Genomic DNA, 21,273 nt, shown 5'->3' with positions numbered 1-21,273 from the left:
CATCACCCCTGCATGGAAGAGGCCTTATGTCTGCCACCGTCCAACCGGTGACCTTCGAGCATCTTCCCGGTGCCTTCGGCATCGGGACCGCAACACCCCGCATCTCCTGGAAGACCCGCGCCGAGCCCGGCTGGGCCCAGTCCGCCTACCAAGTGTCCGTGACCTCAGCGGCAGGCACCTGGCTCAGTGAGCGCATCGAGTCACAGGACTCGGTGCTTCAGCCGTGGCCGGCCCGGCCGCTCGGCTCCGGCGAGCGCGCGGACGTCAGCGTGCGGCTCTGGGGTGAGGCAGATAAGGCGCCCGGCCCCTGGAGTCCCGCCGCCGCCGTCGAAACCGGCCTGCTGTCACCCGCTGACTGGACGGCAACCCCCATCACCCCTGCCTGGGATGAGGACCCGGATTCGGACCGGCGTCCGCCGCTGCTGCGGCGCGGTTTCACGCTGTCCAGGCCGGTGGCGTCGGCCCGCCTGTACGTCACCGCGCACGGGCTGTACGAAATGGAGGTCAACGGGACCCGGATCGGAAGCGACGCCTTCTCCCCCGGCTGGACCGTATACGGCAAACGGCTGCGCTACTACACCTACGACGTCACCGCGCATCTTGCCGAGGGCGACAACGCCATGGGTGCCTGGCTGGCGGACGGCTGGTACAGGGGCCGCTTCGGCTTTCAGGGCGGACACCGGAACCTCTATGGCGACAAGCTCGCGCTGCTGGCGCAGCTCCACGTCACGCATGACGACGGCTCTGTCACCGTGCTGGGAACGGACAGCGAGTGGAAGGCAGCCTTCGGGCCTATCCTGTTCACCGGCCTGTATGAGGGCGAGGATTACGATGCCCGTCAGCTCCCCGCAGGCTGGAGCAGCACCGGGTTCGACGACGGCGGCTGGCACCCCGTTGCCGCCGTGACCAGGGACCCGGCCACCCTCGTGGCTCCCGAAGGTCCTCCGGTCCGGTGCACCGATGAGGTGAAGCCGGTTAGCGTCTCCACGTCGCCGTCGGGGAAGCTCATCCTGGACTTCGGGCAAAACCTCGTGGGCAGGCTTCGGATCACTGTCCACGGCGAAGCAGGCGCCAAAGTCACCTTGCGCCATGCCGAAGTCCTGCAGGACGGCGAGCTCTACACGCGGCCGCTGCGGGGAGCAGCCGCGACGGACGTCTACACGCTGGCAGGCGGAGCGCCGGAAACGTGGGAGCCACGCTTCACCATCCACGGCTTCCGGTACGCCGAGATCGAGGGCTGGACCGGCGGGGACGTCGCCCAAAACGTCGTGGCCCGCGTCTACCACACCGACATGGAACGCACCGGCTGGTTCGAGTGCTCCGATGCCGGCCTGAACCGGCTGCACGAAAACGTCCGCTGGAGCATGAAGGGCAACTTCGTGGACATCCCCACCGACTGCCCGCAGCGCGACGAGCGCCTGGGCTGGACCGGGGATCTCCAGGTTTTCGCACCCACCGCCACCTTCCTCTACGACTGCTCCGGGATGCTCTCCTCGTGGCTCAAGGACGTAGCCGCCGAACAATCGCCCGATGGGACCGTTCCCTGGTACGTTCCCGTCATTCCGGGCGGGGACTACTGGACGCCCGTGCGGCCCGGCGCGGTGTGGGGCGACGTCGCGGTCCTCACCCCGTGGGTCCTCCACGAGCGGTTCAACGATCCCGGAATCCTGGCTGACCAGTACCCCAGCGCAAAAGCGTGGGTGGACCTGCTGGACAGGCTGGCCGGAGACAGCCATTTGTGGAATACAGGCTTCCAGCTGGGCGACTGGCTGGACCCCAGCGCGCCGCCCGAAAAGCCGAGCGAGGCAAGGACCGACCGCCATCTGGTGGCGAGCGCATACTTTGCCTGGTCGGCCCGGCACCTCGCCAAAATGGCCGGCGTCCTGGGCAAGTCGGAGGATGAGCTGCACTACCTGGAGCTGGCCCGGGCTGCTGCTGAGGCCTTCGCCGCCGAGTACATCCTGCCTGATGGCCGGATGACCAGCGACGCGCAGACCGCTTACGCGCTGGCCATTGTGTTTGACCTCTTTCCCACTGTGGAGCTCCGGAAGCTCGCCGGAAAGCGGCTCGCCATCCTGGTCCGGGAAGCCGGCAACCGGATCGCCACCGGCTTCGCCGGAACCCCGGTGATCACCGATGCGCTGACCGAAGTGGATGAGCTGGAAACTGCGTACAACCTGCTGCTGGAGAAGGAGTGCCCCTCCTGGCTCTACTCCGTGGAACAGGGAGGGACCACCATTTGGGAACGCTGGGATTCCCTGCTTCCCGACGGCACGGTGAATCCGGGCGAAATGACGTCCTTCAACCACTACGCGCTGGGCGCCGTGGCGGACTGGATGCACCGCTGCGTCGCCGGCCTGGCGCCCATGGAGCCTGGGTACAAGCGGATCCTCTTCCGGCCGCAGCCCGGCGGCGGTCTCACCTGGGCCTCGGCGGCACATAAAACCCCGTACGGACGGGCCGCCATTTCATGGCGCACCACTGGTACTGGCCTGAGCGTGGAGGTTGAGGTGCCCACCGGAACCACTGCACGGGTGGAGCTGCCCGGGCAGGAACCCGTGGAGATCGGCTCCGGAAGGTTCGACTACACGGTGGCCGCAGTCTCCTAGAGGGTGCTGTCCCCACAGGTAACGCCGCCCGGCTGGAACCGGAACTGCCGTCCGCAGCGCCGGTTCCAGCCGGACTTCCTCTATACCCTCCCGTTCAGGGATCCACGTGTGTTGCTCAGGGCTCGAAGTGCGTGGTGACCGTTCCGCCGTTCACCCTGCCCAAAATCTCCGCCGCAAGATCACGCAGCTTCTGGTTTCGGTGGCTGGATGCCTTGGTGAGGAGCGCCATCGCCTCTTCCTGGGAGCAGCGGTTCTGGGCCATGATCACACCGCAGGCGAGGTCGATCGTGGTGCGGTGTTCCATGGCTGCCGTCAGGTCATCGGCCAGGTTCTGCGCATCAGCAATTTTCAGTGCCAGCCGCAGTGCACGGCCGGCGAGGTCGGCAAAGCCTTGTGCCGTGGAGACGACGTCATCGGAGAAGACCCCGGGTTCGGAGGCAAAGAAGTTCAGCGCAGCCGACTGGTGCTGGTCCAGTTCCAGGGGAACTCCCAGGACGCTGCGGCAGCCGTGGTCGGCGAGGACTTTCCGGTACTGCGGCCAACGCGGATCCGTGTCCACGTCTGCCAGGACAACGGGCTTCATTCTCTCCAGCGCGGTAAGGCACGGCCCTTGGCCCAGCGCCTGTTCCAGCTCATCCAGCTCACGTGCCCGGTCGCTGTTGCCCGCAACCGTGGTGCTGCGCTTGCGCCGCCGGAGCGTCACGCCGCATTCGATCACCGAACCGGCGGATTCAGAAACCGCTGACGCCGCCACCATGGACAGCTCGCCGAGGAAGCCATTCACGGTGTTACTGCTGATAATCAGGTCGTGCAGCTTGACGAACTGCTCATCAGAACTTGGGGTGGCCATTCCTCAATATAAGCCTGCGGGCGGGCTCAGCGCTCGCCATAAAACGTCATCCCAACACTTCAGCGTTACTCCGTGCGTCGAAAAGAGAAGGACTAAGGCAGGAATCTTCAGGCCTCCGGCGGATCTGTGTAGCCTCGTGACGATCAAGGGCATGCAACGCAAGGCATCGGGAGGAGACCGGGATGAGCCTCAGTGAACTGCGGGTGTTCGGGCGGTCGGGGACCCCCATCAGTCCGCTCACTTTGGGCACCATGAATTTCGGCGAAGGAACGGGCGGACCGTCCGGCGCGCCCACCGGCGCCGAGGAGAGCATCCGCATCGTCCACGCGGCGCTCGACGCCGGGATCACCGCCATCGACACCGCGGACGTCTACTCACAGGGCCAGTCCGAGCAGGTGGTGGGCAGGGCACTGCGCGGCCGCCGCGACGACGTCTTCCTCGCCACCAAGTTCCACGGACAAATGAGCGCCAACCCCGCCCATTCCGGAAACTCCCGCCGCTGGATCACCCAGGCCGTGGAGGGAAGCCTCCGCCGGCTGCAGACCGACCGAATCGACCTGTACCAGGCCCACCGGCCGGACTACAACACCGATGTCCTGGAAACCATCACCACCCTCAACGACCTGATCCGGCAGGGGAAGATCCTCTACTACGGCACGTCCGTGTTCACCCCGGCGCAGCTCGTGGAGGCGCAGTGGCTGGCCACCACCAACCATCTCATTCCGCCGCTGGGCAACCAGGTGCCGTACTCCATGCTGGTGCGCGGCAACGAACGCGACGTGCTCCCCATCGCCCAGCAGTACGGCCTGGGCGTCCTGGCCTACGGCCCGCTGGCAGGCGGCTGGCTGTCCGGGAACTTTGCGCTCGAGTCCGGCCAGGCGCCCGCCCGGGTACATTCGCTCCCCGGACGGTATGACATCTCCGGACCGTCCAGCGAGCGCAAACTCCTGGCCGCGGACTCGCTGGCCCGGCTGGCGGACAAGCTGGAGATCTCGCTCGTGGACCTGGCGGTCGGCTTCGCCCTGGCCCACCCGGCCATCAGCAGCGTGATCATCGGCCCGCGCAACGAGGAGCACCTGCAGGCATACTTGCGCGCGGCGGATGTCCGGCTCGGCGAATCCGTCCTGGACGCGATCGATGACCTGGTGCCGCCGGGCACCAACTTCGTGGAGCGCGACGCCGGCGCAATCGTCCCGTCCATCGAGTTCGCGGAACTGCGACGGCGGTAGCTGCGGTGGGCTAGTCCTGCCGCCGGACACGGCGCAGTGCCACCTGGTAACCCGCCCAGAACGCCAGGGCGAGGAGTCCCGCCAGGATCAGCCCGTAACCCACCTTGGCCGTGCCGTCCATAAAGACCAGCTGGTCCGAAGAGAAGGGCTGCGTGGAGAGGGGCGCATAGGCAAACCAGCCCACGGCCGGCCGCGGGGTTGCCACCACAATGATTCCGACGACGGCACTGGCCACCGCAACCAGCGGCACCAGGATTTTCCGCCACATTTTCAGGCCGGACCGGCCTCTGCTGCTTTCCCCCGATGTCATTTCCCTACCCTAGCCGCAGCCCCCTTCCGTGCCTTCGGTACAAGGTCATCTACGGACGGATCCAGCCCGGCGCGGCAGGCCTTGACTCGGCGGGACAAGGCTCCTACGGTCAATACCGATATCCGCATCTCATGAAATGCAGGGGCATGCAATGCCAATGTCCGAAGAGGAGCGGAGGCTGCTCAAGGAGCTGGAGCTGGGCCTGATTGCCGACGATCCCCATCTGGCCATGGAGCTGCTCTCCGGTTACCCGGCCCGCCGATTCCCGGCAGGCCTTTTCACTGGCTCAGCCGTTTGCCTGATAGGGCTCGTACTCCTGATGGCGGGAATCGGCAGCGGGGCGCCTGCCGCCGTCGTCCTGGGTATTTTGCTGCTGGGGCTGGGCGCCTGCCTCATCCTGGCCCGGTTCTTCCCGCACAGGCAGCGGCGCCGGGAACAGCCCACCGGTTGATGCGCGCCCGCTGCCGGCCGGCGTGCGGCCCTTGGCACGGCGGGTGACCGGCGTCAGGATGAACAGGCTTCCCAGTACGACGGCGGCGCCAAGCCAGCCAAGTGCCGGGAGCCGTTCCCCCACCACCAGCACGGCGAGGACCGCGGCCACTACCGTTTCCAGCAGGGAGATGCCGGTGGCAGTGCTTGCCCGGATACGGGCCAGCCCCCAGCCGAACAGGACGTACCCTGCGAACATCGGAATGAGCGCCATGTACGCGCCCACCGAGAAAGCGGTCCACGACTCCAGCAGCGGCCTGCCCGTCACACCGAGCACCGGCATCAGCAGCAGCCCGCCAATGCCGAAAACCGCTCCCATGGCGGCCCTCGACGTGATCCCGCCGCCGATCAGCCGGTGTGCAGCCCAGGAATAGAGGGCATACGTGCCGCCGGCCACCAGCCCCAGCAGGATGCCCGCGGTCGAATGCCACGAATCAGCGGTTCCGGAGCCGGACGGACCATGGCCGGCAAAGGACAGCAGCCCCGCGCCGGCAACTCCCAGGAACGCTCCGAGGAGCCACCGCCGGGTGAGCGGCTTATGGTCTGCAAACCGCTCGATCAGCGCCGCGGCAACGGGGGCCGATCCAATGGAGACCACGGTTCCGATGGCCACCCCGGCAAGATACATGGAGCTGTAGAAGGCCAGGGGGTAGACGGCAACTGCTGCTGCCGCCACGGATACCAGCCGCCATCGCTCCAGCAGGCCGCGCCGCTGGTTCATGATGTGCCTGGCCGCGTACACCGCCTGCAGCAGACCGCCGATGCCCATCGCTACGGCTCCGATGGCAAGCGGGCTCACGGACGGAGCAAACGTGGCCGCTGTTCCCGTGGTTCCCCAGAGTATTGACGCCGCCACCACAAAGAGGGCGCCCCACAGCGGGGCGTTCGGGTGGCTGCGATCTGCTGTCACAGGTTCTCCAGCATCCGCACGGCGATGGCCCGGGCATCCTGGAGCCGGTCATCCCGGCCCTCCAGGCCTGCCCTGGCCATGGCGCCCTCCAGCAGGAAGGACAGGTGCCGGGCCAGGTCCGCGGCGCGTTGTTCCTCCTTCGGCAGCAGCCCGGCCACATGCTCCGCCAGGAGGGTTTCCACTTCTTCCTTGTGCTGCCGGACGGCAAGCCTGCCGGGGTCCCCCGCCGGCAGTTCCGCTGCCGCGTTGAGGAGGCCGCAGCCCCGGAAACCGTGGCTGTAGGCGGCGTTGGCGTGGTCCACATAGGCGTCGAAGACGGCAAGTACGCCCTCGCGGGGACCCTTCGCCGCCTCCAGCCTCCCCCGGTACAGGCTGAGCCATTCCTCATGCCGGGCCTCCAAGTAGGCCGCCACCAGGTCGGCTTTGGACGAGAAGTTGTTGTACAGGCTCTTCTTTGCCACTCCCGCTTCCGCAGTAATCGTGTCGATACCGGTGGCGGCGACGCCCCGGGCGTAGAACAGCCGGGCAGCGGCGCCGAGGAGCAACTCCCGGGCCGGACGCCTGGGCGGGATGGAAATGTCGGGGGACATACAGCTCCTCTTTCGAGTAGGTAGATCAGTCTACCTACTCGGTGCGGCTGCGCCAACCCCTGCTCCGGCACCCTCGGGCTATGGCCAGGACCGGTGATTCGTGCTGGGATATTGACGAGATGGAAGCGTCGGGAGGCGATGGCCGTGGGTTCCATGGATGGACGCGTTGCGCTGGTGACCGGGGCGACGGGCGGCCTGGCAAAGGCAGTGGCCGCCGGCCTGGCCCGGGAAGGTGCCACCGTCGTGGTGGTGGGCCGCACCGTGGCGCGGGCGGACGAAGCGGCGGGGGAAATCCGCAGCCGGGCTCCGGCAGCGACGCTTGAGCCGCTGGCCTGCGATCTTTCCCTGCAGTCCTCGATCCGTTCCGCGGCGGACACGTTCCTTTCCCGACATGGCCGGTTCGATGTCCTGGTCAACGCGGCAGGGGTGTTCCGCAAGGAACGCCATGAGACCCCTGACGGGCTTGAACTTACCTTCGCCACCAACGTGATGTCCTACTTCCTGCTGACCAGCCTTCTGCTGGACGCCCTCAAGAGAGGCGCCGCCACCAACGGGTCCGCACGGATTGTGAACATCGCTTCGAGGTACGGAAATACGCGGCTCAACTTTGACGACCTGCAGACCGCCAAGGGCAAGTACAGCTACCTCCGCTCCACTCCCCCAACCATGCTCGCCCGCGTCCTCCTGACGCAGGAGTTCGCGGAGCGGCTGCGCGGATCCGGCGTCGTGGCAAACGCTGCACATCCGGGCCTGGTCAAGAACACCGCACTGCTGCAGGACGTGGGCGGGCCGTTCCGGTGGGTCACCAACACGTTCGGCAGCCCGGCCGAAAAGGCTGCCGACACCCCTCTATGGCTGGCCACCTCAAGCGAAACTACTGGAATTACCGGCAAGCTGTGGGCCGGGCGCAAGGAGCTGCCGACGCCGGGAATGGGCTCCGACCCGCAGGCCCGCCGGCGGCTCTGGGAAGAGTGCTCCCGGCTGGCCAATCGTCCGTAAGGCGACCTTCTCCCGCACGCGCGGGGTCTCGCGTCGCGGGTCTCGCGTCCCACACAATCCTTCACCGCCACGGCGACGTCCGTTCAGCCGCACCTCCAGGGATTCCTTACCTGACAGGCGGACGGCCCCGGATTGCCCACACTATGGCGTCTGCACCCGTAATTCAGTATCTTGGCAGCGCCGGGAATATCTGGGGACCACCCCGGGTTTTCGCTCTGTCCAGAATAATCTGGGCACCAGAAGCCGGACAGGAGAACGCATCAATGGCAGTTGACTACGACGCTCCGCGGGTGACACCGGAGGAAGAACCCAATGTCGCCCTGGAGGAGCTCAAGACCGAGAAGCCGGGGCGCCGGGAGGCAACCCCCGACGTTGACGAGACGGACCTCGCGGACAGCTTTGAGCTGCCCGGAGCCGACCTTTCGAACGAGGAACTCCAGATCCAGGTGGTCCCGGTCCAGGCCGACGAATTCACCTGTATGTCCTGTTTCCTGGTTCACCACCGCAGCCAGTTGGCGAGGGAAAAGGACGGCAACAAGTACTGCCGGGAGTGCGAGTCCTGACGGGGAGCAGCTGCAGGGCGGAAGCGGGCCACTCCGCTTCCGCCGGGAATCACAGCTGCCTGGGGTTTTGGTTTTCATCCATTGGAATTTCCGGTCGTGGCCGGAGCTGCTGCCAGCCATGATGTAGGTCACGCTCCGGCAAGGGCCGGCCGACTGGAAAGAAGGAAACCATGTCCCTCAGCGTTGAGGAAATGAACACCCAGCTCCCGGCAGCCAACGTGCTGCCCGGCGAAGCGGTCCCCTACTACATGGCGTCCGGCGAGGGCGCACGCTACGAAATCAATGGCCAGCTGGTGACGGTAATCGCCCGCGCGGCGGACACCGGCGGCATCTTCAGCGCCGCCTACATCTCGGGCGGCATGGGCGCGGAATCCCCCTTCGTGAGCCACAAGGTGGAGCACAAGACCCTCTACGTTTTTGACGGCATCCTGCACGTCTGGCTGCAGGGCGAAAGCCGGGTCCTCACCCCGGGCGACTCGGTCGTCATCCCGCCGAACACCCCGCACGCCTACCGGATGGCCAGCCACTACACCCGCTTCCTCAACTGGATGACCCCCGGCGGCGCGGAGGCGTACTACGAGCGGGTGGGCACCCCCATCGACTCCCACGTCCCGCCGGTGCGCGCCGGCCACTCGGCAAGCCTGCAGGAGCAGGCCGAGGTGGGTGCCGAGTTCGGCATCACCTTCCCCGACGTGGAGCGCGTGGCCCTTTCGTTCAAGCACGACGCCGGCCTGCCGCCCACGCAGAGCCCCTACTTCCTCAGTGCCGGGGAAGGCGAGCGCCTGGTCAGCTACCAGACCATGTTCACCTACCTGTCCCGGCCCGCCAACACCGGCTCCAACTACTTCGCCGTGCACACCAAGGGCGCCAAGACTCCCTACATCCCCTTGCACTTCCACTCGGAACACACGGAGAACTTCATCTGCACGGAGGGCCGGATGTGGCTGTACGCCAACGGCCGCGAGATGCTGCTGACCAAGGGCGATTTCGTGCACGCCCCGGCCGGCACCATCCACTCGTTCGCGTTCGATTCGCACAACACTCAGATGGTTGGCTTCCTCACGCCGTCGGTCTTCAACGGCTTCTTCGAGTACTTCAACAAGCCCACGGAGGACTACATGTACACCGAGGGCGGCGAGCCCTACATGGACATGGAGGGCTTCGGCCGGGCCCAGGCCGAGATGGACCTGACCGTGGTGGGTCCCCCGCCGCAGCGCCGGGCGGCACTCGACATCCCCTAGCATCCCGCCCCACAGCAAGAAGCAGCACGCAAAGAAGGCCCGGACTTTTCAAAGTCCGGGCCTTCTTGTTTCTTCACCGGCTCCTGGCGATCAATCGGCGAGGAACTGCTTCACCAGTTCGCGGCCGTAGTCGTTGCCGTTGGGGGTGCGGACCACGGTGTGCATGTGGAACGGGGCGGGCTCGTCGTTGCTGAGGAAGACGCCGGTGTGGTGGTCGAGTTCCAGGACCACCACCGGGCTTTGGATCCGGAAGTAGAACGCCTCCTCACCTTTCCAGCCGCCGATCCAGCTGAAGAAGGTCTCGCCGTAGTGCTCCTGGATCTCCCGCCGTCGGGCAGCGCGCGGGCCGTCCGGGAGGTAGGCGATGAAGTCGTCCACCACGGCATCCATCAGCGCACGGGCGTCCGCCGGCATGCCGGTCACCCGGATGCCCTCGTACGGGATCACCCGGTTGTCCTGGAAGCAGCCGCCCAGGTGGCGTTCGTCGCCGGGATGGATGCGCCCCTCGGGCATGGCGGGGTCCACCATCTCCCGGTACACCGTTGCCTCCGCCCGGAGGCCGTCCGGCAGCGCACCCATCAGTGCGCGGGCCAAGGTGATCCGCTCCTTGAACACCTTGACCCCTTTGTAGGGGCCGTCGTCGATCATGTCCGGTTCGGCGCCCATGAACACGGGTGAGATCACCAGCTGCGTCCCGGCCACCAGGCAGTTCAGCGCGGCGTGGTGGCCGAAAATCTGCCATCCCCAGGGCTCGGTCTCGGACGGCTCGCCGTACAGGGCCACGTTGTAGCTGAACTCGTTCATCAGCAGCGGCAACTCCACCAGGTCACCCAGGAATCCGTTGATCCGCATCAGGTTCCGCACCAGCCCGTAGCCCTCGGTGCTCAGGCTTGCCTCCAGCAGCGCCAGGGCTGCGTCGCGGACCGGCGGGTCCAACTCATCCAGCCGCAGCCCGGTATCGTGCTGCATGAACTCGGGGTTGGCCCAGCTCTGCCATTCCGGCGCATCGACGGCGTAGCACAGCTTACGCTTCTGCTCCGGGGTGACCGCGCCGAGCAGCTTGCCGGCTGCCGCCACCATGTCCGCCGTCGGCGCTTCTTCTCCGGGGCGGGCCGGGGTGAGCGGAAACAGGCCGTCACGGCGGGTCCCGTCGCTGGTGATGCCGGTGAAGGGCCGCGGATAAAGCTTTTTCCAGCCCTCAATCATGGGCCCGGCGAAGGAATCGGTGGTGGCCGCTTCCGCATACTCGCGGGCGTTCAGGCCCCGGATCTCCGCCACGCGCGGGTGGTCCGGGGCAAAAAGGAAGTCACGGAATGACAGCGTCGACACGGGTACTCCTGGAATCGTCGTGGGATGCCTCAGGTTCGAAGACCGGCTGTTGGGATTTCGGTTCCTCGGATTCCGGCTGCAGGGTTGCTGCCCAGCCGGCGGCGGTGGACAGTGCTGCAGCCGCAGCACCGGCGGAGCTGCCGCGCCATGCCACGTGCTGGTCCGGACGGACCAGCACGGCGTCCGCTCCCCACAGCTCGCAGGGCGGTGTTCCGTCGTCGAAAGGGCCGACGGCGGCAACGGCCACCGGGATGCCGAGCCGGGCCGCGGCGTCCAGCACCGGCGCAAATGCCTCGGCTGCCGGCACTCCCCCCGGCGCACCGGCGTCGGCCAGCAGGGTAAAGCCCTGGCCCAGCCGGCTGTAGACAGACGTGGCGTCCTTCAGCCAGGCGTGCGGCAGCAGGGCGCCGGGGCTCGCGGACGGAACGTAGCGGATGGGGTCCTCGGCGGGGACTGGCGAACCGTCGGGCACCACCACGGATGAATCACCGTAGGCATACCCAAGAACCAGGCCCAGGGAATCGAACTCGCTTTGCTTCACGGCGAGTGCCTGCTCCGCCGCCTGCCTGGCGGCTTCGCCTGCCGGGCCTGCGGCGCTCAGGTCAGGGTCGGCGAAATGGTAGGCCAGCGCCTTTCCGTTGGCCGCGGCGTCGCTGATGGTGCGGGCGGCCACCGGCCGGCGCTCCTCCCCGTAGCTGGCCAGGAGTGCGGGGCCGGCCCATCCCGTGATGGTGGCGGCGAGCTTCCAGGCCAGATTGGCGGCGTCACCGATGCACGTGTTGAAGCCATGTCCGCCCCAGGGCGGGTTGAGGTGGGCGGCGTCGCCAACCAGGAAGATCCTGCCTCTGCTGTATTCGGGGGCCAGCAGCATGCGGGCCGTCCAGGGGTCGGTGGCAAGCACATCGATGTCCACGTCCGAACCCACCAGGGAGCGCACCAGGGCGCCGGCCTCCTCCTGGTCCACGTCCCGGTCCGGGTCAACCCCTTGCACAATGGCCCACCAGGTGTCCTGCAGGTCCATGGGGCCCACCATGCCTGCTGCCTCCGAGCCCACCACCCAGTACTGGACGGCGGGGTCCAGTGCCACGGCAGGTGCGAGCCCGGTGGAACGGAAGAGGATGCTGATGTTGGACAGCGACGCGGACCCGCCTTCCAGCCTGATGCCCAAACTGCGCCGCACGGTGGAGGATCCGCCGTCGGCCCCGATCACGAAGTCCGCGGTGATGGTCCGGCTGACGCCGGAAGGGCTGGCGACCGCGACGGCGTACGGTGCGTCTTTCCCGGAAACCTCCGTCACAGACCAGCCCGTCACAAAGGTCACCAGCGGATTGCCGGCCGCCGCACCGCGCAGCACCTCCTCCAGGACCGGCTGCGGAACCTGCTGTCCGCATTCGGGCTGGGGGCCGTACCGGCCCGGGACCAGCTGGAACGCGTTGCGGAATCGGCGCAGCTCATGCGCGGCGGGACCGGTGAGGCCGGTGCAGAAAATGACGTCCTGCGCGTAGTCCACCGGGAGCGGCGAGGCTGCCCGCAGCGCGTCCGCGAGTCCCAGCCTGCGCAGGTGGGTCATGGTGCGGGCGTTGGTGGTTTTCGCCCTCGGCCGGGTGTGGTCAACGGTGGTTCGGGGCTCAATGACCGTGCTGGGGATGCCGCGGGCAGCCAGGTCCAGGGCAAGGAACAGTCCGCTGGGGCCGCCGCCGGCAATAAGGACCTGTGCTTCCTCCGGGATCCCGCTTGCCGGGGCGTCCTGGAAGGTGGCCATCAGGCACGGCTCCGGAGTGAAACATCACCGACGGGCGTGGTGAGGGTGCCGAGCTTGTCGATTTCCACCTCGACGGTGTCGCCCGGCTGGAGCAGCCACTGCGGCGTGCGGGCGTAGCCAACACCTTCGGGGGTGCCGGTGGCGATGACGTCGCCCGGGTGCAGCGTGAAGGTCCTGCTGATCAGCGAGATGATGGCCGGTACGGAGAAGATCATGTCGCGGGTGTTGCCGTTCTGGGCCTCCACACCGTTGACCCGGGTGCGCACCTGCAGTCCGTCCCGGAGGTCGCCCACCTCATCGCGGCTTACCAGCGGGCCGAGCGGGCCGCTGAAGTCGCCGTTTTTGCCCAGCGTCCATTGCGAGGTGAGCTTTTGGGCGGTGCGGGAGGTGATGTCGTTGAACGTTGAATAGCCGAAGACCGCCTCTGCGGCCGTGGCCTCGTCCGCAGATTCCACCCGGCGGCCGATGTAGGCGGCAACTTCGCCTTCCCAGTCCAGGCCCGCTTCGCCCGCCGGGACGGGAACGGGAACGTTGCCAACCGTCAGGGATGCCGTCCAGCGCCCGAACAGGGTGGGGTACGGCGGAAGTTCCTGGTCCTTGTAGCTGCCCTCGGCGGCGTGGGCCTTGTAGTTCAGTCCCACGCAGATGACCCGCGCGGAGGCGGGGACGAGCGGCACTTCGGTGACGCTGCCGCGCTCCAGCGAGGTGCCGGCGTCGGACGCGGCGGATACCAGCGAGACAGACTTGTCTTGCCAGCCCTCCGCGTCCGCCCAGAAGTCCGAAACCGGGGTGAGCGGGACAACGCGCGTGCCTGCGAGGGCCGCTGCCCAGGGTTCGCCAAGGTGGTTGATGCCGATGAACTGCATGTGAAGCCTTTCAGGTCTGTCCGGCACGGCATGGGTGCCGATTTTCGGGGTCTGTGGTTTTGCTTGGTGGTCTTGTTCAGGGGTCCTGCGCCTGGCGGCGGAAAAAATCGATGGTGGCGGTGGTGGCCTGCTGCGCGGCGGCGTGGCTGGCATCCGGGAGCGCCCACATGTGGTCAGCCTCCTCGATCAGGAGAAGTTCGACGGCGGCCCCCGCGGCTTCCAGCGCAGCGGCAAAGGTGGCGGACTGGGCCACGGGGACGTACCGGTCCGTGGTGCCGTGGGCCAGGAGGAAGGGCGGCGCAGCCGGGTGTACGTAGGTGATGGGGCTGGCGGCGGCGGCCTTGTCCGGAGCGTCCGCAGGCTGCGCACCGATCAGCAGGGCTTCCCGCGAACCGTGATCATCGGCGCGCGCGACGGCGTCCGGCCGGGCCTGTGAGCCCATCCGGTTCAGGTCGGTGGGCGGGTACCAGGCGGCTACTGCGGCCACTGCCTCGTCAGTGCCGTTGCCGGGTGCGCCGAATTCCTTGGCACCGGCGGTCAGGCCCACCAGGCTGGCGAGGTGCCCTCCAGCCGAATCACCCCAGGCGTAGATGCGATGCGGGTCCACGTTGTATTCGGCGGCGTGCTCCCTCAGCCACCGGACCGCCGCCTTGGCATCCAGCAGCTGCGCCGGGAAGGTGGCAACCGTGGTCAACCGGTAGTCGGCGGACGCGACCACAAAGCCCGCGTCCACCAGCTGCTCGATGGGGCTGAGGCTGAAGCTGTCCACGGTGGGGCCCAGCGAGGAGCGCCCACCGGTCCGCCAGCCGCCGCCGTGGAAATGGACGACGGCGGGAAAGGTGCCCCCGGTGGATGCGCCGGCTGGCAGGTAGAGGTCCAGCAGCAGCGGGCTCGAACCCTCGGGGCGTGCGAACTCAATCCCTTGAAGGATCCGCCCTGCCGTCATCGTTGACTCCATGTGCACTACGCCGTTCTGTCCGTGTTTTTGTTGTCCGCGGGCCTGCTGTTCGGGCTGCGTCCTGACTCAACTTTCGGGCATACGGCGGCTGGCCGGCGCGGGCGGTTTCACTGAATGAAAAGAGTTCGATGGCATCCGAACGTGGCCCGGCAGAGGCTGGAAGCAGTCACCGGGCACGCGCCGAGGACAGTTCCCTGGCCAGGAAATCCAACGCCGGCTGACCCTCGGGAAGTCCGGCCGTGTGGTTCAGGTGGCCATGGAACGCACCTTCCGCCAGGAAGTACGTCACTGGAACCCTGGCCCGTTCCAGGGCCGAGGCGAACAGCTCGGATGAGCCGCGGGCGTCGTCGTACTCGCATGCCAGCAGGGCGGTGGGCGGAAGCCCGGCAGGGTCGGCGTAGCCGGGCATCGCATAGGACGATGCCATGCTCACCGGGCCGCCCACATAGTTTTCCGCCTGCCGGATGCAGTCCTCGGGCGTAAACCGCAAGTGCCGCGGCAGCCGCGCCATCACTTCCTCGTCCAGGCCCTTCGCCGGCGGCGACAGTTCCGCGTGCAGGAACGGGTACGCCAGCAGGAGCTTGGCCGGCAGTGGTTTTCCGGCGTCGATCAAGTACAGGGCGGCACCCACCGCAAGGTTTCCGCCGGCACCCGCCCCGCCCAGGCACAGAAGCTCCGGATCCAGGCCAAGGGACACTGCGTTCTGCCGCGCCCAGAACCACCCTGTCAGGGCGTCGTCGTGCGGAACCGGGAAGGAGACGCCGTCCCGGGCCAGCCGGTAGTCAATGGAGAGCACCGGCGTCCCGCCGTCGGCCAGCACCCGGGCGAGGTAGTCGGATTCCGGAATGTCCAGCCCGCCGCTGACGAACCCTCCCCCGTGCAGCCACACCAGCGCCGGGCTGTCCGGGGAAGTCGCCTCACCGTAGATCCGGATACTGACCGGACCATGCCGGCCGTCAGCGGAGACGGTACGGATGGGATGGGAACGTCCGGCCCCGGGGAGCGGACAGCATCCGGGTTGAGGAATTGGGGGCCTTCCGGGGTGGCCAGGTATTCGGCAAAACCGGCGTCGGGTGCCAGGCCTTCCCCGGCAACCGGAGCGGTATGTTCTGTTTGCGGAGACATCACGGTTGGCCCAGCTTCCGGGAGAGGTACGAAACGGCCGCGGCCAGGATGGTGTGCATCTGGTCCTCCGCTCCGAAGAAGCAGTGGTCACCGCCCTTGATGGTGACCACCTCATGCTCCACTCCGGAAGCGGCGAGCGCCGCCGCCAGGAGGTCGGTCTGGGCGTGCGGCACCAGTCCGTCGCGGTCGCCATGGACCAAAAGGAACGGCGGTGCCCCGGCATGGGCATACGTGACCGGGCTGGCGGCGGCAAGCAGCGCAGGATCATCCGAGCCGCCCACCAGCATGTACTCGGGCTGCAGTGGCATCCCGGCCGGCACTGCGGCCGTCAATGCCGGCGGGAACAGCGCGTCCGGCGTCTTCATGGGCGGGATATCCACGAGGGAGGAGACGCCGTAGAAATCGACGACGGCGCTGATGGCACTCGGGTGCCCCTGCGCGCCGAGCCCGCCGTCAAGGTCCCCGCGGTTCCCGGTCAGCCCCAGCATGGCCACGAGGTGGCCGCCGGCGGATTCACCCCAGGCCCCGAACCGGGCGGGGTCCACGCCCAGGACCTCCGCGAATTCCCGGAGGTAGCGGACAGCGGCTTTGAGGTCATGCAGCTGCGCAGGGAAAGGTGCTTCAAGCGAGTGCCGGTAGTCCACGGTGGCACAGGCGATGCCGGCCTCGTTGAGGAGGCGGAACACCGAGTCCGGCGCGAACGTGGGCGGCAGCTCGCGCCGGTCCCCCAGCTGGAACGCGCCGCCGTGGACCCAGAGCACCAGCGGGACCGGGCCGGACGCCTGGCGTGGCAGCCAGACGTCCATCTTCAGCGGCCGGAACCCGATGGCGCGCGCATAGGTGAGTTCCCGGTGCACCGCCGAGATGTCCGAGGCAGGCTCCGGGATTCCGGGGGCGTCGAAGACGGGGAACGGCGGAACATCCATCCCGCCAGGGCGGGAAGTGTCCGGCGGGGAAGTCTCCAGTCGGGCAGTGTCCGGCGAGGCAACGTTCTGGCGGGCAGGATCGAATACGTCGGTTGCTTCTTCCACTGTCATAGTGTGCTCCTCACAAGCTCGGGTTTCCGGACGCCGCCGGCGGCGGCAAGAAAGGTGTGTGTCCCGGGGCCCACGACGGCGGCCGGCCAGCCGGGCAGCCGTACCTCGGCGCTGGTGCCGGACGGGACCACGGCGGTGAGCGTCAGCCCGCCGTCGTCCGTTGCCCACTGCACTTCAATCAGGCCCTCCGGGCCCTGGTGGGAGGTGCCGGCTGACGTCAGTCCTGCCCCGGGGCGCGGCTCGATGATGACCTGTTTGTAGCCCGCGCTGCCCGGCGCCTGCCGGAGCCCGGCGGTGTAGCGGTGCAGGAAGGACACCACGGCGCCCTTGCTGTAATGGTTGAGCGACTGGTGCGGGATGCCGTCCGCATCCACTCCGTTCCAGAGTTCCCACATGGTGGTGGCGCCCCGGTCCACCATGGCCAGCCAGGACGGTTCCGTGTCCTGCATCAAAAGCTCGTACGCCAGGTCAAGATCGCCGTTGTCCGCGAGGACGGGCAGCAGGTAGGGCGTGGCCAGGAAGCCGGTGCCCACGTGGGTGCCGGCGTCCCGGATCAGTGACACCAGTTGCGCGGTGACGGCGGCCCGGTATTCGGGGCTGATTAGGTCGAAGGCCAGGGCGCGGACGCAGTTCGCCTGGCTGGCCTGGGTAACCCGTCCGGCAGCATCGAGGTATTCGGTTTCCCATGCCTGCCGGATGCCGGCCGAGAGCGCGGCCAGGTCCCGGGCTTCGGCGGGGAGGTCCAGGACGCGGGCGATCCGTGCCATCAGCGCGGTGGTGTTCCGGTAGAAGGCGGTGGCCACGATGCCGTGGTCGGCATCGCGGGCGGCGAACAGGTTGGGCGGCGGCCCGCCCGGTTCCATCCATTCGCCCCAGTGGAAGCCGGTGTCCCACAAGTACTTCTCGTGCGGCGCGGCTACGGGACCGGCGGCTGCGCGGGAGGCGTGCCGCTGCGATTCGGCGGTGGAACGGACAAAGCCGAGCCAGCGGTTCATGGCGTCCCAGTTTTCCGCAAGGATGTCAGCGTCCCCCGTGGCCAGGTACAGCTCCCACGGGACCATCACGATAGCGTCGCCCCAACCGGCGGACCCGTTCACGAAGGCCATGAAGTCGGCGGAGGTGGCGGCGGGCCCGGGCGAAGGCGAAATGTTGGCAATAATCCCGTTGTCCCATTGGTCCGCCCGCACGTCCCGGAGCCACTTGCGGGAAAAGCCTGTGACGTCGAACAGATAGGCGGCGGTGGGGACGAAGAGCTGCCAGTCCCCGGTCCAGCCGGCTTTTTCGCGTTGCGGGCAGTCGGTGGGGACCTCGCAGGAGTTGTCCCGGAAGCTCCATTCCACGATGTCGTGGAGCCGGTTCAGCCGGTCATCGCTGCACCTGAAGGACCCGATGCGGTCCAGGTCGGTCTGGACCAGGCAGCCGGTGATGTGCTCCGGCAGCAGATCGGCCCGGAGCCCTTGAACGGAGACGTACCGGAAGCCGTGCGTGGTGTGCCGCGGCTCGAACACTTCCCCGGGCGTGCCCGAGGCGATAACGGAGTCCACCTGCCCGGCGTCAAGGAAGGCGCCGGGGGAACGGAAGTCGTGCGGGCGGAGGTGGTCCCGGGTGACGTCGCCGCTTTTGTCCAGTGCCTCGCCGTAGGCCAGGGTGACTGTCTCGCCCGGGTCCCCCAGCTTGCCCAGCCGCACCCAGCCGTGGATGTTCTGGCCGAAATCCACCACCTGGTTCCCGCCGGCCAGGCGCGTGATGGACACCGGTGCGAACTCCTGGACCACGCGGGTGGGCGGCGCGGTTTGTCCTGCCAGGTTGCGGTACGAGCAGTTCCGGACGACGGCGGCACCTGCCTTGGGCGCGCCGCCGTCCGTCCCCGTGCTGCCGGGCACCCGGAAGTCCACGCGCTGGCCCGCCATCAGGTCGGCGGCCACGATTTCGGTGGGTTCGACGTGCCAGGACGCGTCGGTGCCGATGACCCTCCGCCCCGGCCCGGACTCCAGTTCCAGCTGGGCAAGGAAGGCCGTCTGTGTTCCGTGCATGTCGGCGTCGCGCGTGTAGCCGAACGTGCCGCGGTACCAGCCGTCGGTGAGCACCGCTGTGACGGTGTTGGTGCCCGCGCGCAGCAGCGGGGTGACATCGTACGTCTGGACCTGGAGGGTGCTGTGGTAACTGGTGGATCCGGGGGTGAGCTCCTGGTTGCCAACGCGCTGCCCGTTGATGAACAGTTCGTAGATGCCATGTGCGGTGGCGTAGGCGCGGGCCACGTCCGGGGCGGCCGCCAGGGAGAAGCTGGTGGAGAGGGCGTAGCCGGGGCGGTGTCCCGGCGGAGGGGTTTCCCGCTCCTCCGGGCCGATCCACCGGGCTTGCCAGTCGGAGGGGTGCAGGAGTCCCAGTTCCACGGCCATCGGCGCGGACCAGCCGCTGTCCGTTTCGGTGCCGTCGTCACGGATGTTCCATGTCCGGACACGCCATACGAAGCGGCTCCGTGACTGCAGGGCAGGGCCGGTGTACGGCACCAGCAGGTGCCGGCTGGAGTGGACCCGGCCGGTGTCCCACCCGTTGGTGGCCTTGATCTGGTAGCCCGTTTGGGCCGTTGTCCCGGCCGGGGGCGTCCAGCTCAGGCGTGGCCGCGTGGTGGTGAGGCCGATGGCTTCGGCCAGGTGCTCGGCCCGGAGCCGGGTGGGGGCGGTCATGGGGCGGACTCCTGAACGTGGGGTGGCTGACGCTTCCAGCTTCGTTTCCGGGCAGCCTTGCCCCACAGCGCACTTTCATTGACTGGAATAGTATTGTGGGGCAGCTCACTGCGAAACCCAACCACCTTGGGTGCATCGATCAACGGCGCTAGGAACTTCTGCCATGACCAACCCCTCCGGAACGGACACCCCTCCCGCCCGCGGAAAGCGGCCCAAGCAGGGTGAGCCGGTCATCGACCGCGCGTTGAGCCTGCTGGCAGTTTTCTCCGACCGGCGCAGGGCGCTGACCCTTTCGGAGATGGCGCGGTACGCGGACATGCCGGCCCCCACGGCGCTGCGGCTGATTGCCCGGCTCGTGGCCTGGGGCGCGCTGGAAAGGCTCGACGACGGGCGGTATGTCGTAGGCGTCCGGCTGTGGGAAGTCGCCTCGCTGTCCCCGCGCGGCCACGGCGTCCGGGAGATCGCCCTGCCGTACCTGGAGGACCTGTTCGAAGTCACCCGGCACCACGTCCTGCTGGCCGTGCGGGACAACGAGGAAGCCGTGCTGATCGAGCGGCTCTCCGCCAAGGACGCCACCGAAGTGGCATACCGGGTGGGAGGCCGGGCACCCCTGCGGTCCACCGCCGTCGGACTCGTGCTGCTGGCCGGCGCCGACCAGCAGTTCCAGGAAACCATTCTGGCGAAAGCTCCGGAGAACGAGCCCGGCGTGGCAGCCATGCCCGAAGGCCAGGTCCGGAGGACGCTCTCCGATGTGCGGCGTACCGGCATCGCCATGATCCGCCGCACCGTCCCGTCCCGGACCGTCTCGGTCGCCTCGCCGATTTTCGATGCACAGGGCACGGTGGTGGCCGCCTTGTCCATCGTGGTTCCGGACGGCTCCACTCCCCCGAATGTGCTTGCCCCCGCGGTCCGTGCCGCGGCCAGGGCGGTGTCGCGCAGTTTGGGGCACCAGGCGGCTCTCAGCCCGGACGTGCGGACCCACTCCCAGGGCTGAACGGTTCCAATCCCTGTTGTGGGGCAGGCAATCCGGAACGATCGGCAGCGGGGTTTAAACGTTGGAAAAACCCTAGGCGGCCAGGCCCGGAACCGGACCTGATCCGCCAAACAAATTCCAAGCCCTCCGGCCTACCGTGGCACAAAACCAGCACAGCACCGGCGCCGCCGGGCAGCTGTCCTGGTGCAGGCTGCCGGCAGGGGATGGACAACGATGAAGCTGCGAACCGAATACACCGCCCCTTCAGCGGAATCCGGCCGCAGGGGCGCAGCGGGCGCCCTGGGCGATGCCGCGCTGCCGGTGGTGGGACCGTCATTCCTTGACGGGCTTCGCGAGGAGCTTGACGAATACGAAGGGTGCCGCAGGGTGTTTGCGGACGATTTTATCGAGGGCCTGCCGCGGCGCTTCAACCAGCTGCGGCTGGCCCTGACCACGGGCGACCTCGAAGGGTCCCTGGACGCCGTCCAGGGCCTCAAGCTGTCCAGCCATGCCGTGGGTGCCGAGCGGCTGTCCGCCCTGTTGACGGACCTGGAGGGTGAGATCCGGCTCCAGACACGCGAGGCGGATGCCGTGGTCCTTCCGAGGCTGGCAGCGCTGTTCCTTCGACCCATCCATCAGTGCGGCCTGCAGACCAAACAACGGCTGAAGGCACGTCCCTTCGGGCACTGACCCATCCCCGCCCCTTCACCGGGTGCGGCCTGGCATCCACTTCTGCTGCGGCAGCG

At 67.8% G+C, this 21,273-nt stretch carries 18 protein-coding genes and 1 pseudogene; 8 read left to right on the top strand and 11 right to left on the bottom strand.

What is annotated here, in order from left to right; all coding sequences use genetic code 11:
- The first annotated feature begins 26 nt into the window (after nt 1–26).
- Nucleotides 27–2,609: a family 78 glycoside hydrolase catalytic domain gene (locus ACZ9BC_RS03400; RefSeq protein ID WP_476244722.1), complete on the top strand. Its 2,583-nt coding sequence runs from the start codon at nt 27–29 to the stop codon at nt 2,607–2,609.
- 115 nt (nt 2,610–2,724) lie between these two features.
- Here the strand turns inward: ACZ9BC_RS03400 and ACZ9BC_RS03395 are convergent, their stop codons facing one another.
- A complete protein-coding gene (locus tag ACZ9BC_RS03395) occupies nt 2,725–3,459 on the bottom strand; it encodes a GAF and ANTAR domain-containing protein (protein ID WP_476244721.1) in 735 nt (244 codons plus the stop codon).
- Nucleotides 3,460–3,641: 182 nt separating this feature from the next.
- Between ACZ9BC_RS03395 and ACZ9BC_RS03390 the strand changes: the two genes are divergently transcribed.
- Entirely contained in the window at nt 3,642–4,688 is a 1,047-nt protein-coding gene (locus ACZ9BC_RS03390) for an aldo/keto reductase (RefSeq protein WP_476244720.1), read from the top strand.
- A 10-nt stretch (nt 4,689–4,698) separates the two neighbouring features.
- Here the strand turns inward: ACZ9BC_RS03390 and ACZ9BC_RS03385 are convergent, their stop codons facing one another.
- Complete coding sequence (locus ACZ9BC_RS03385; RefSeq protein ID WP_476244719.1) at nt 4,699–4,998, bottom strand: hypothetical protein; 300 nt, start codon at nt 4,996–4,998, stop codon at nt 4,699–4,701.
- A 136-nt stretch (nt 4,999–5,134) separates the two neighbouring features.
- Here ACZ9BC_RS03385 and ACZ9BC_RS03380 point away from each other — a divergent pair.
- Nucleotides 5,135–5,329, top strand: a pseudogene (locus ACZ9BC_RS03380) (DUF3040 domain-containing protein); the annotation flags it as partial.
- On the opposite strand, the gene ACZ9BC_RS03375 reads toward ACZ9BC_RS03380, so the two are convergent.
- Nucleotides 5,285–6,397: a DMT family transporter gene (locus tag ACZ9BC_RS03375; protein ID WP_476244718.1), complete on the bottom strand. Its 1,113-nt coding sequence runs from the start codon at nt 6,395–6,397 to the stop codon at nt 5,285–5,287. The pseudogene ACZ9BC_RS03380 and the gene ACZ9BC_RS03375 overlap by 45 nt on opposite strands.
- Complete coding sequence (locus ACZ9BC_RS03370) at nt 6,394–6,987, bottom strand: TetR/AcrR family transcriptional regulator (RefSeq protein ID WP_476244717.1); 594 nt, start codon at nt 6,985–6,987, stop codon at nt 6,394–6,396. Before ACZ9BC_RS03370 ends, ACZ9BC_RS03375 begins: the two co-directional genes overlap by 4 nt.
- 138 nt (nt 6,988–7,125) lie before the next feature.
- Here ACZ9BC_RS03370 and ACZ9BC_RS03365 point away from each other — a divergent pair, with 138 nt between their 5' ends.
- From ACZ9BC_RS03365 to ACZ9BC_RS03355, 3 genes are all read left to right on the top strand, one after another.
- Nucleotides 7,126–7,986, top strand: coding sequence for an SDR family NAD(P)-dependent oxidoreductase (locus ACZ9BC_RS03365; protein WP_476244838.1), 861 nt, complete (start codon nt 7,126–7,128; stop codon nt 7,984–7,986).
- Nucleotides 7,987–8,249: 263 nt separating this feature from the next.
- Nucleotides 8,250–8,549 carry a DUF4193 domain-containing protein gene (locus ACZ9BC_RS03360; protein WP_079596747.1) on the top strand — a complete coding sequence of 100 codons (300 nt, stop codon included), beginning with the start codon at nt 8,250–8,252 and terminating at the stop codon, nt 8,547–8,549.
- A gap of 170 nt (nt 8,550–8,719) precedes the next feature.
- Entirely contained in the window at nt 8,720–9,790 is a 1,071-nt protein-coding gene (locus tag ACZ9BC_RS03355) for a quercetin 2,3-dioxygenase (RefSeq protein ID WP_476244716.1), read from the top strand.
- A gap of 90 nt (nt 9,791–9,880) precedes the next feature.
- Here ACZ9BC_RS03355 and ACZ9BC_RS03350 read toward each other — a convergent pair whose 3' ends face one another.
- The 7 genes from ACZ9BC_RS03350 to ACZ9BC_RS03320 all read right to left on the bottom strand — a co-directional run bounded on the left by ACZ9BC_RS03350 (nt 9,881) and on the right by ACZ9BC_RS03320 (nt 19,554).
- Entirely contained in the window at nt 9,881–11,119 is a 1,239-nt protein-coding gene (locus ACZ9BC_RS03350; protein ID WP_476244715.1) for a DUF3500 domain-containing protein, read from the bottom strand.
- The gene (locus ACZ9BC_RS03345; protein WP_476244714.1) at nt 11,097–12,881 is read right to left on the bottom strand and encodes an FAD-dependent monooxygenase; all 1,785 of its coding nucleotides are present in this window, start codon (nt 12,879–12,881) and stop codon (nt 11,097–11,099) included. The genes ACZ9BC_RS03350 and ACZ9BC_RS03345 overlap by 23 nt, the downstream gene beginning before the upstream one ends.
- Nucleotides 12,881–13,747: a fumarylacetoacetate hydrolase family protein gene (locus tag ACZ9BC_RS03340; protein WP_476244713.1), complete on the bottom strand. Its 867-nt coding sequence runs from the start codon at nt 13,745–13,747 to the stop codon at nt 12,881–12,883. Before ACZ9BC_RS03340 ends, ACZ9BC_RS03345 begins: the two co-directional genes overlap by 1 nt.
- Before the next feature lie 76 nt (nt 13,748–13,823).
- Complete coding sequence (locus ACZ9BC_RS03335; protein WP_476244712.1) at nt 13,824–14,693, bottom strand: alpha/beta hydrolase fold domain-containing protein; 870 nt, start codon at nt 14,691–14,693, stop codon at nt 13,824–13,826.
- A 178-nt stretch (nt 14,694–14,871) separates the two neighbouring features.
- Nucleotides 14,872–15,594 carry an alpha/beta hydrolase gene (locus tag ACZ9BC_RS03330; RefSeq protein ID WP_476244711.1) on the bottom strand — a complete coding sequence of 241 codons (723 nt, stop codon included), beginning with the start codon at nt 15,592–15,594 and terminating at the stop codon, nt 14,872–14,874.
- 235 nt (nt 15,595–15,829) lie between these two features.
- On the bottom strand, nt 15,830–16,867 hold the full coding sequence (locus tag ACZ9BC_RS03325; RefSeq protein WP_476244710.1) for an alpha/beta hydrolase fold domain-containing protein: 1,038 nt from the start codon (nt 16,865–16,867) through the stop codon (nt 15,830–15,832).
- The gene (locus ACZ9BC_RS03320) at nt 16,864–19,554 is read right to left on the bottom strand and encodes an alpha-L-rhamnosidase (protein WP_476244709.1); all 2,691 of its coding nucleotides are present in this window, start codon (nt 19,552–19,554) and stop codon (nt 16,864–16,866) included. The genes ACZ9BC_RS03325 and ACZ9BC_RS03320 overlap by 4 nt, the downstream gene beginning before the upstream one ends.
- Before the next feature lie 163 nt (nt 19,555–19,717).
- On the opposite strand from ACZ9BC_RS03320, the gene ACZ9BC_RS03315 reads away from it, so the two are divergent.
- On the top strand, nt 19,718–20,548 hold the full coding sequence (locus ACZ9BC_RS03315; protein WP_476244708.1) for an IclR family transcriptional regulator: 831 nt from the start codon (nt 19,718–19,720) through the stop codon (nt 20,546–20,548).
- Nucleotides 20,549–20,761: 213 nt separating this feature from the next.
- The gene (locus ACZ9BC_RS03310) at nt 20,762–21,217 is read left to right on the top strand and encodes an Hpt domain-containing protein (RefSeq protein ID WP_476244707.1); all 456 of its coding nucleotides are present in this window, start codon (nt 20,762–20,764) and stop codon (nt 21,215–21,217) included.
- Nucleotides 21,218–21,273 lie beyond the last annotated feature (56 nt).

The organism is Pseudarthrobacter sp. TE3704 (assembly GCF_056279405.1).
This window is presented reverse-complemented; position numbering and strand designations above follow the sequence as displayed.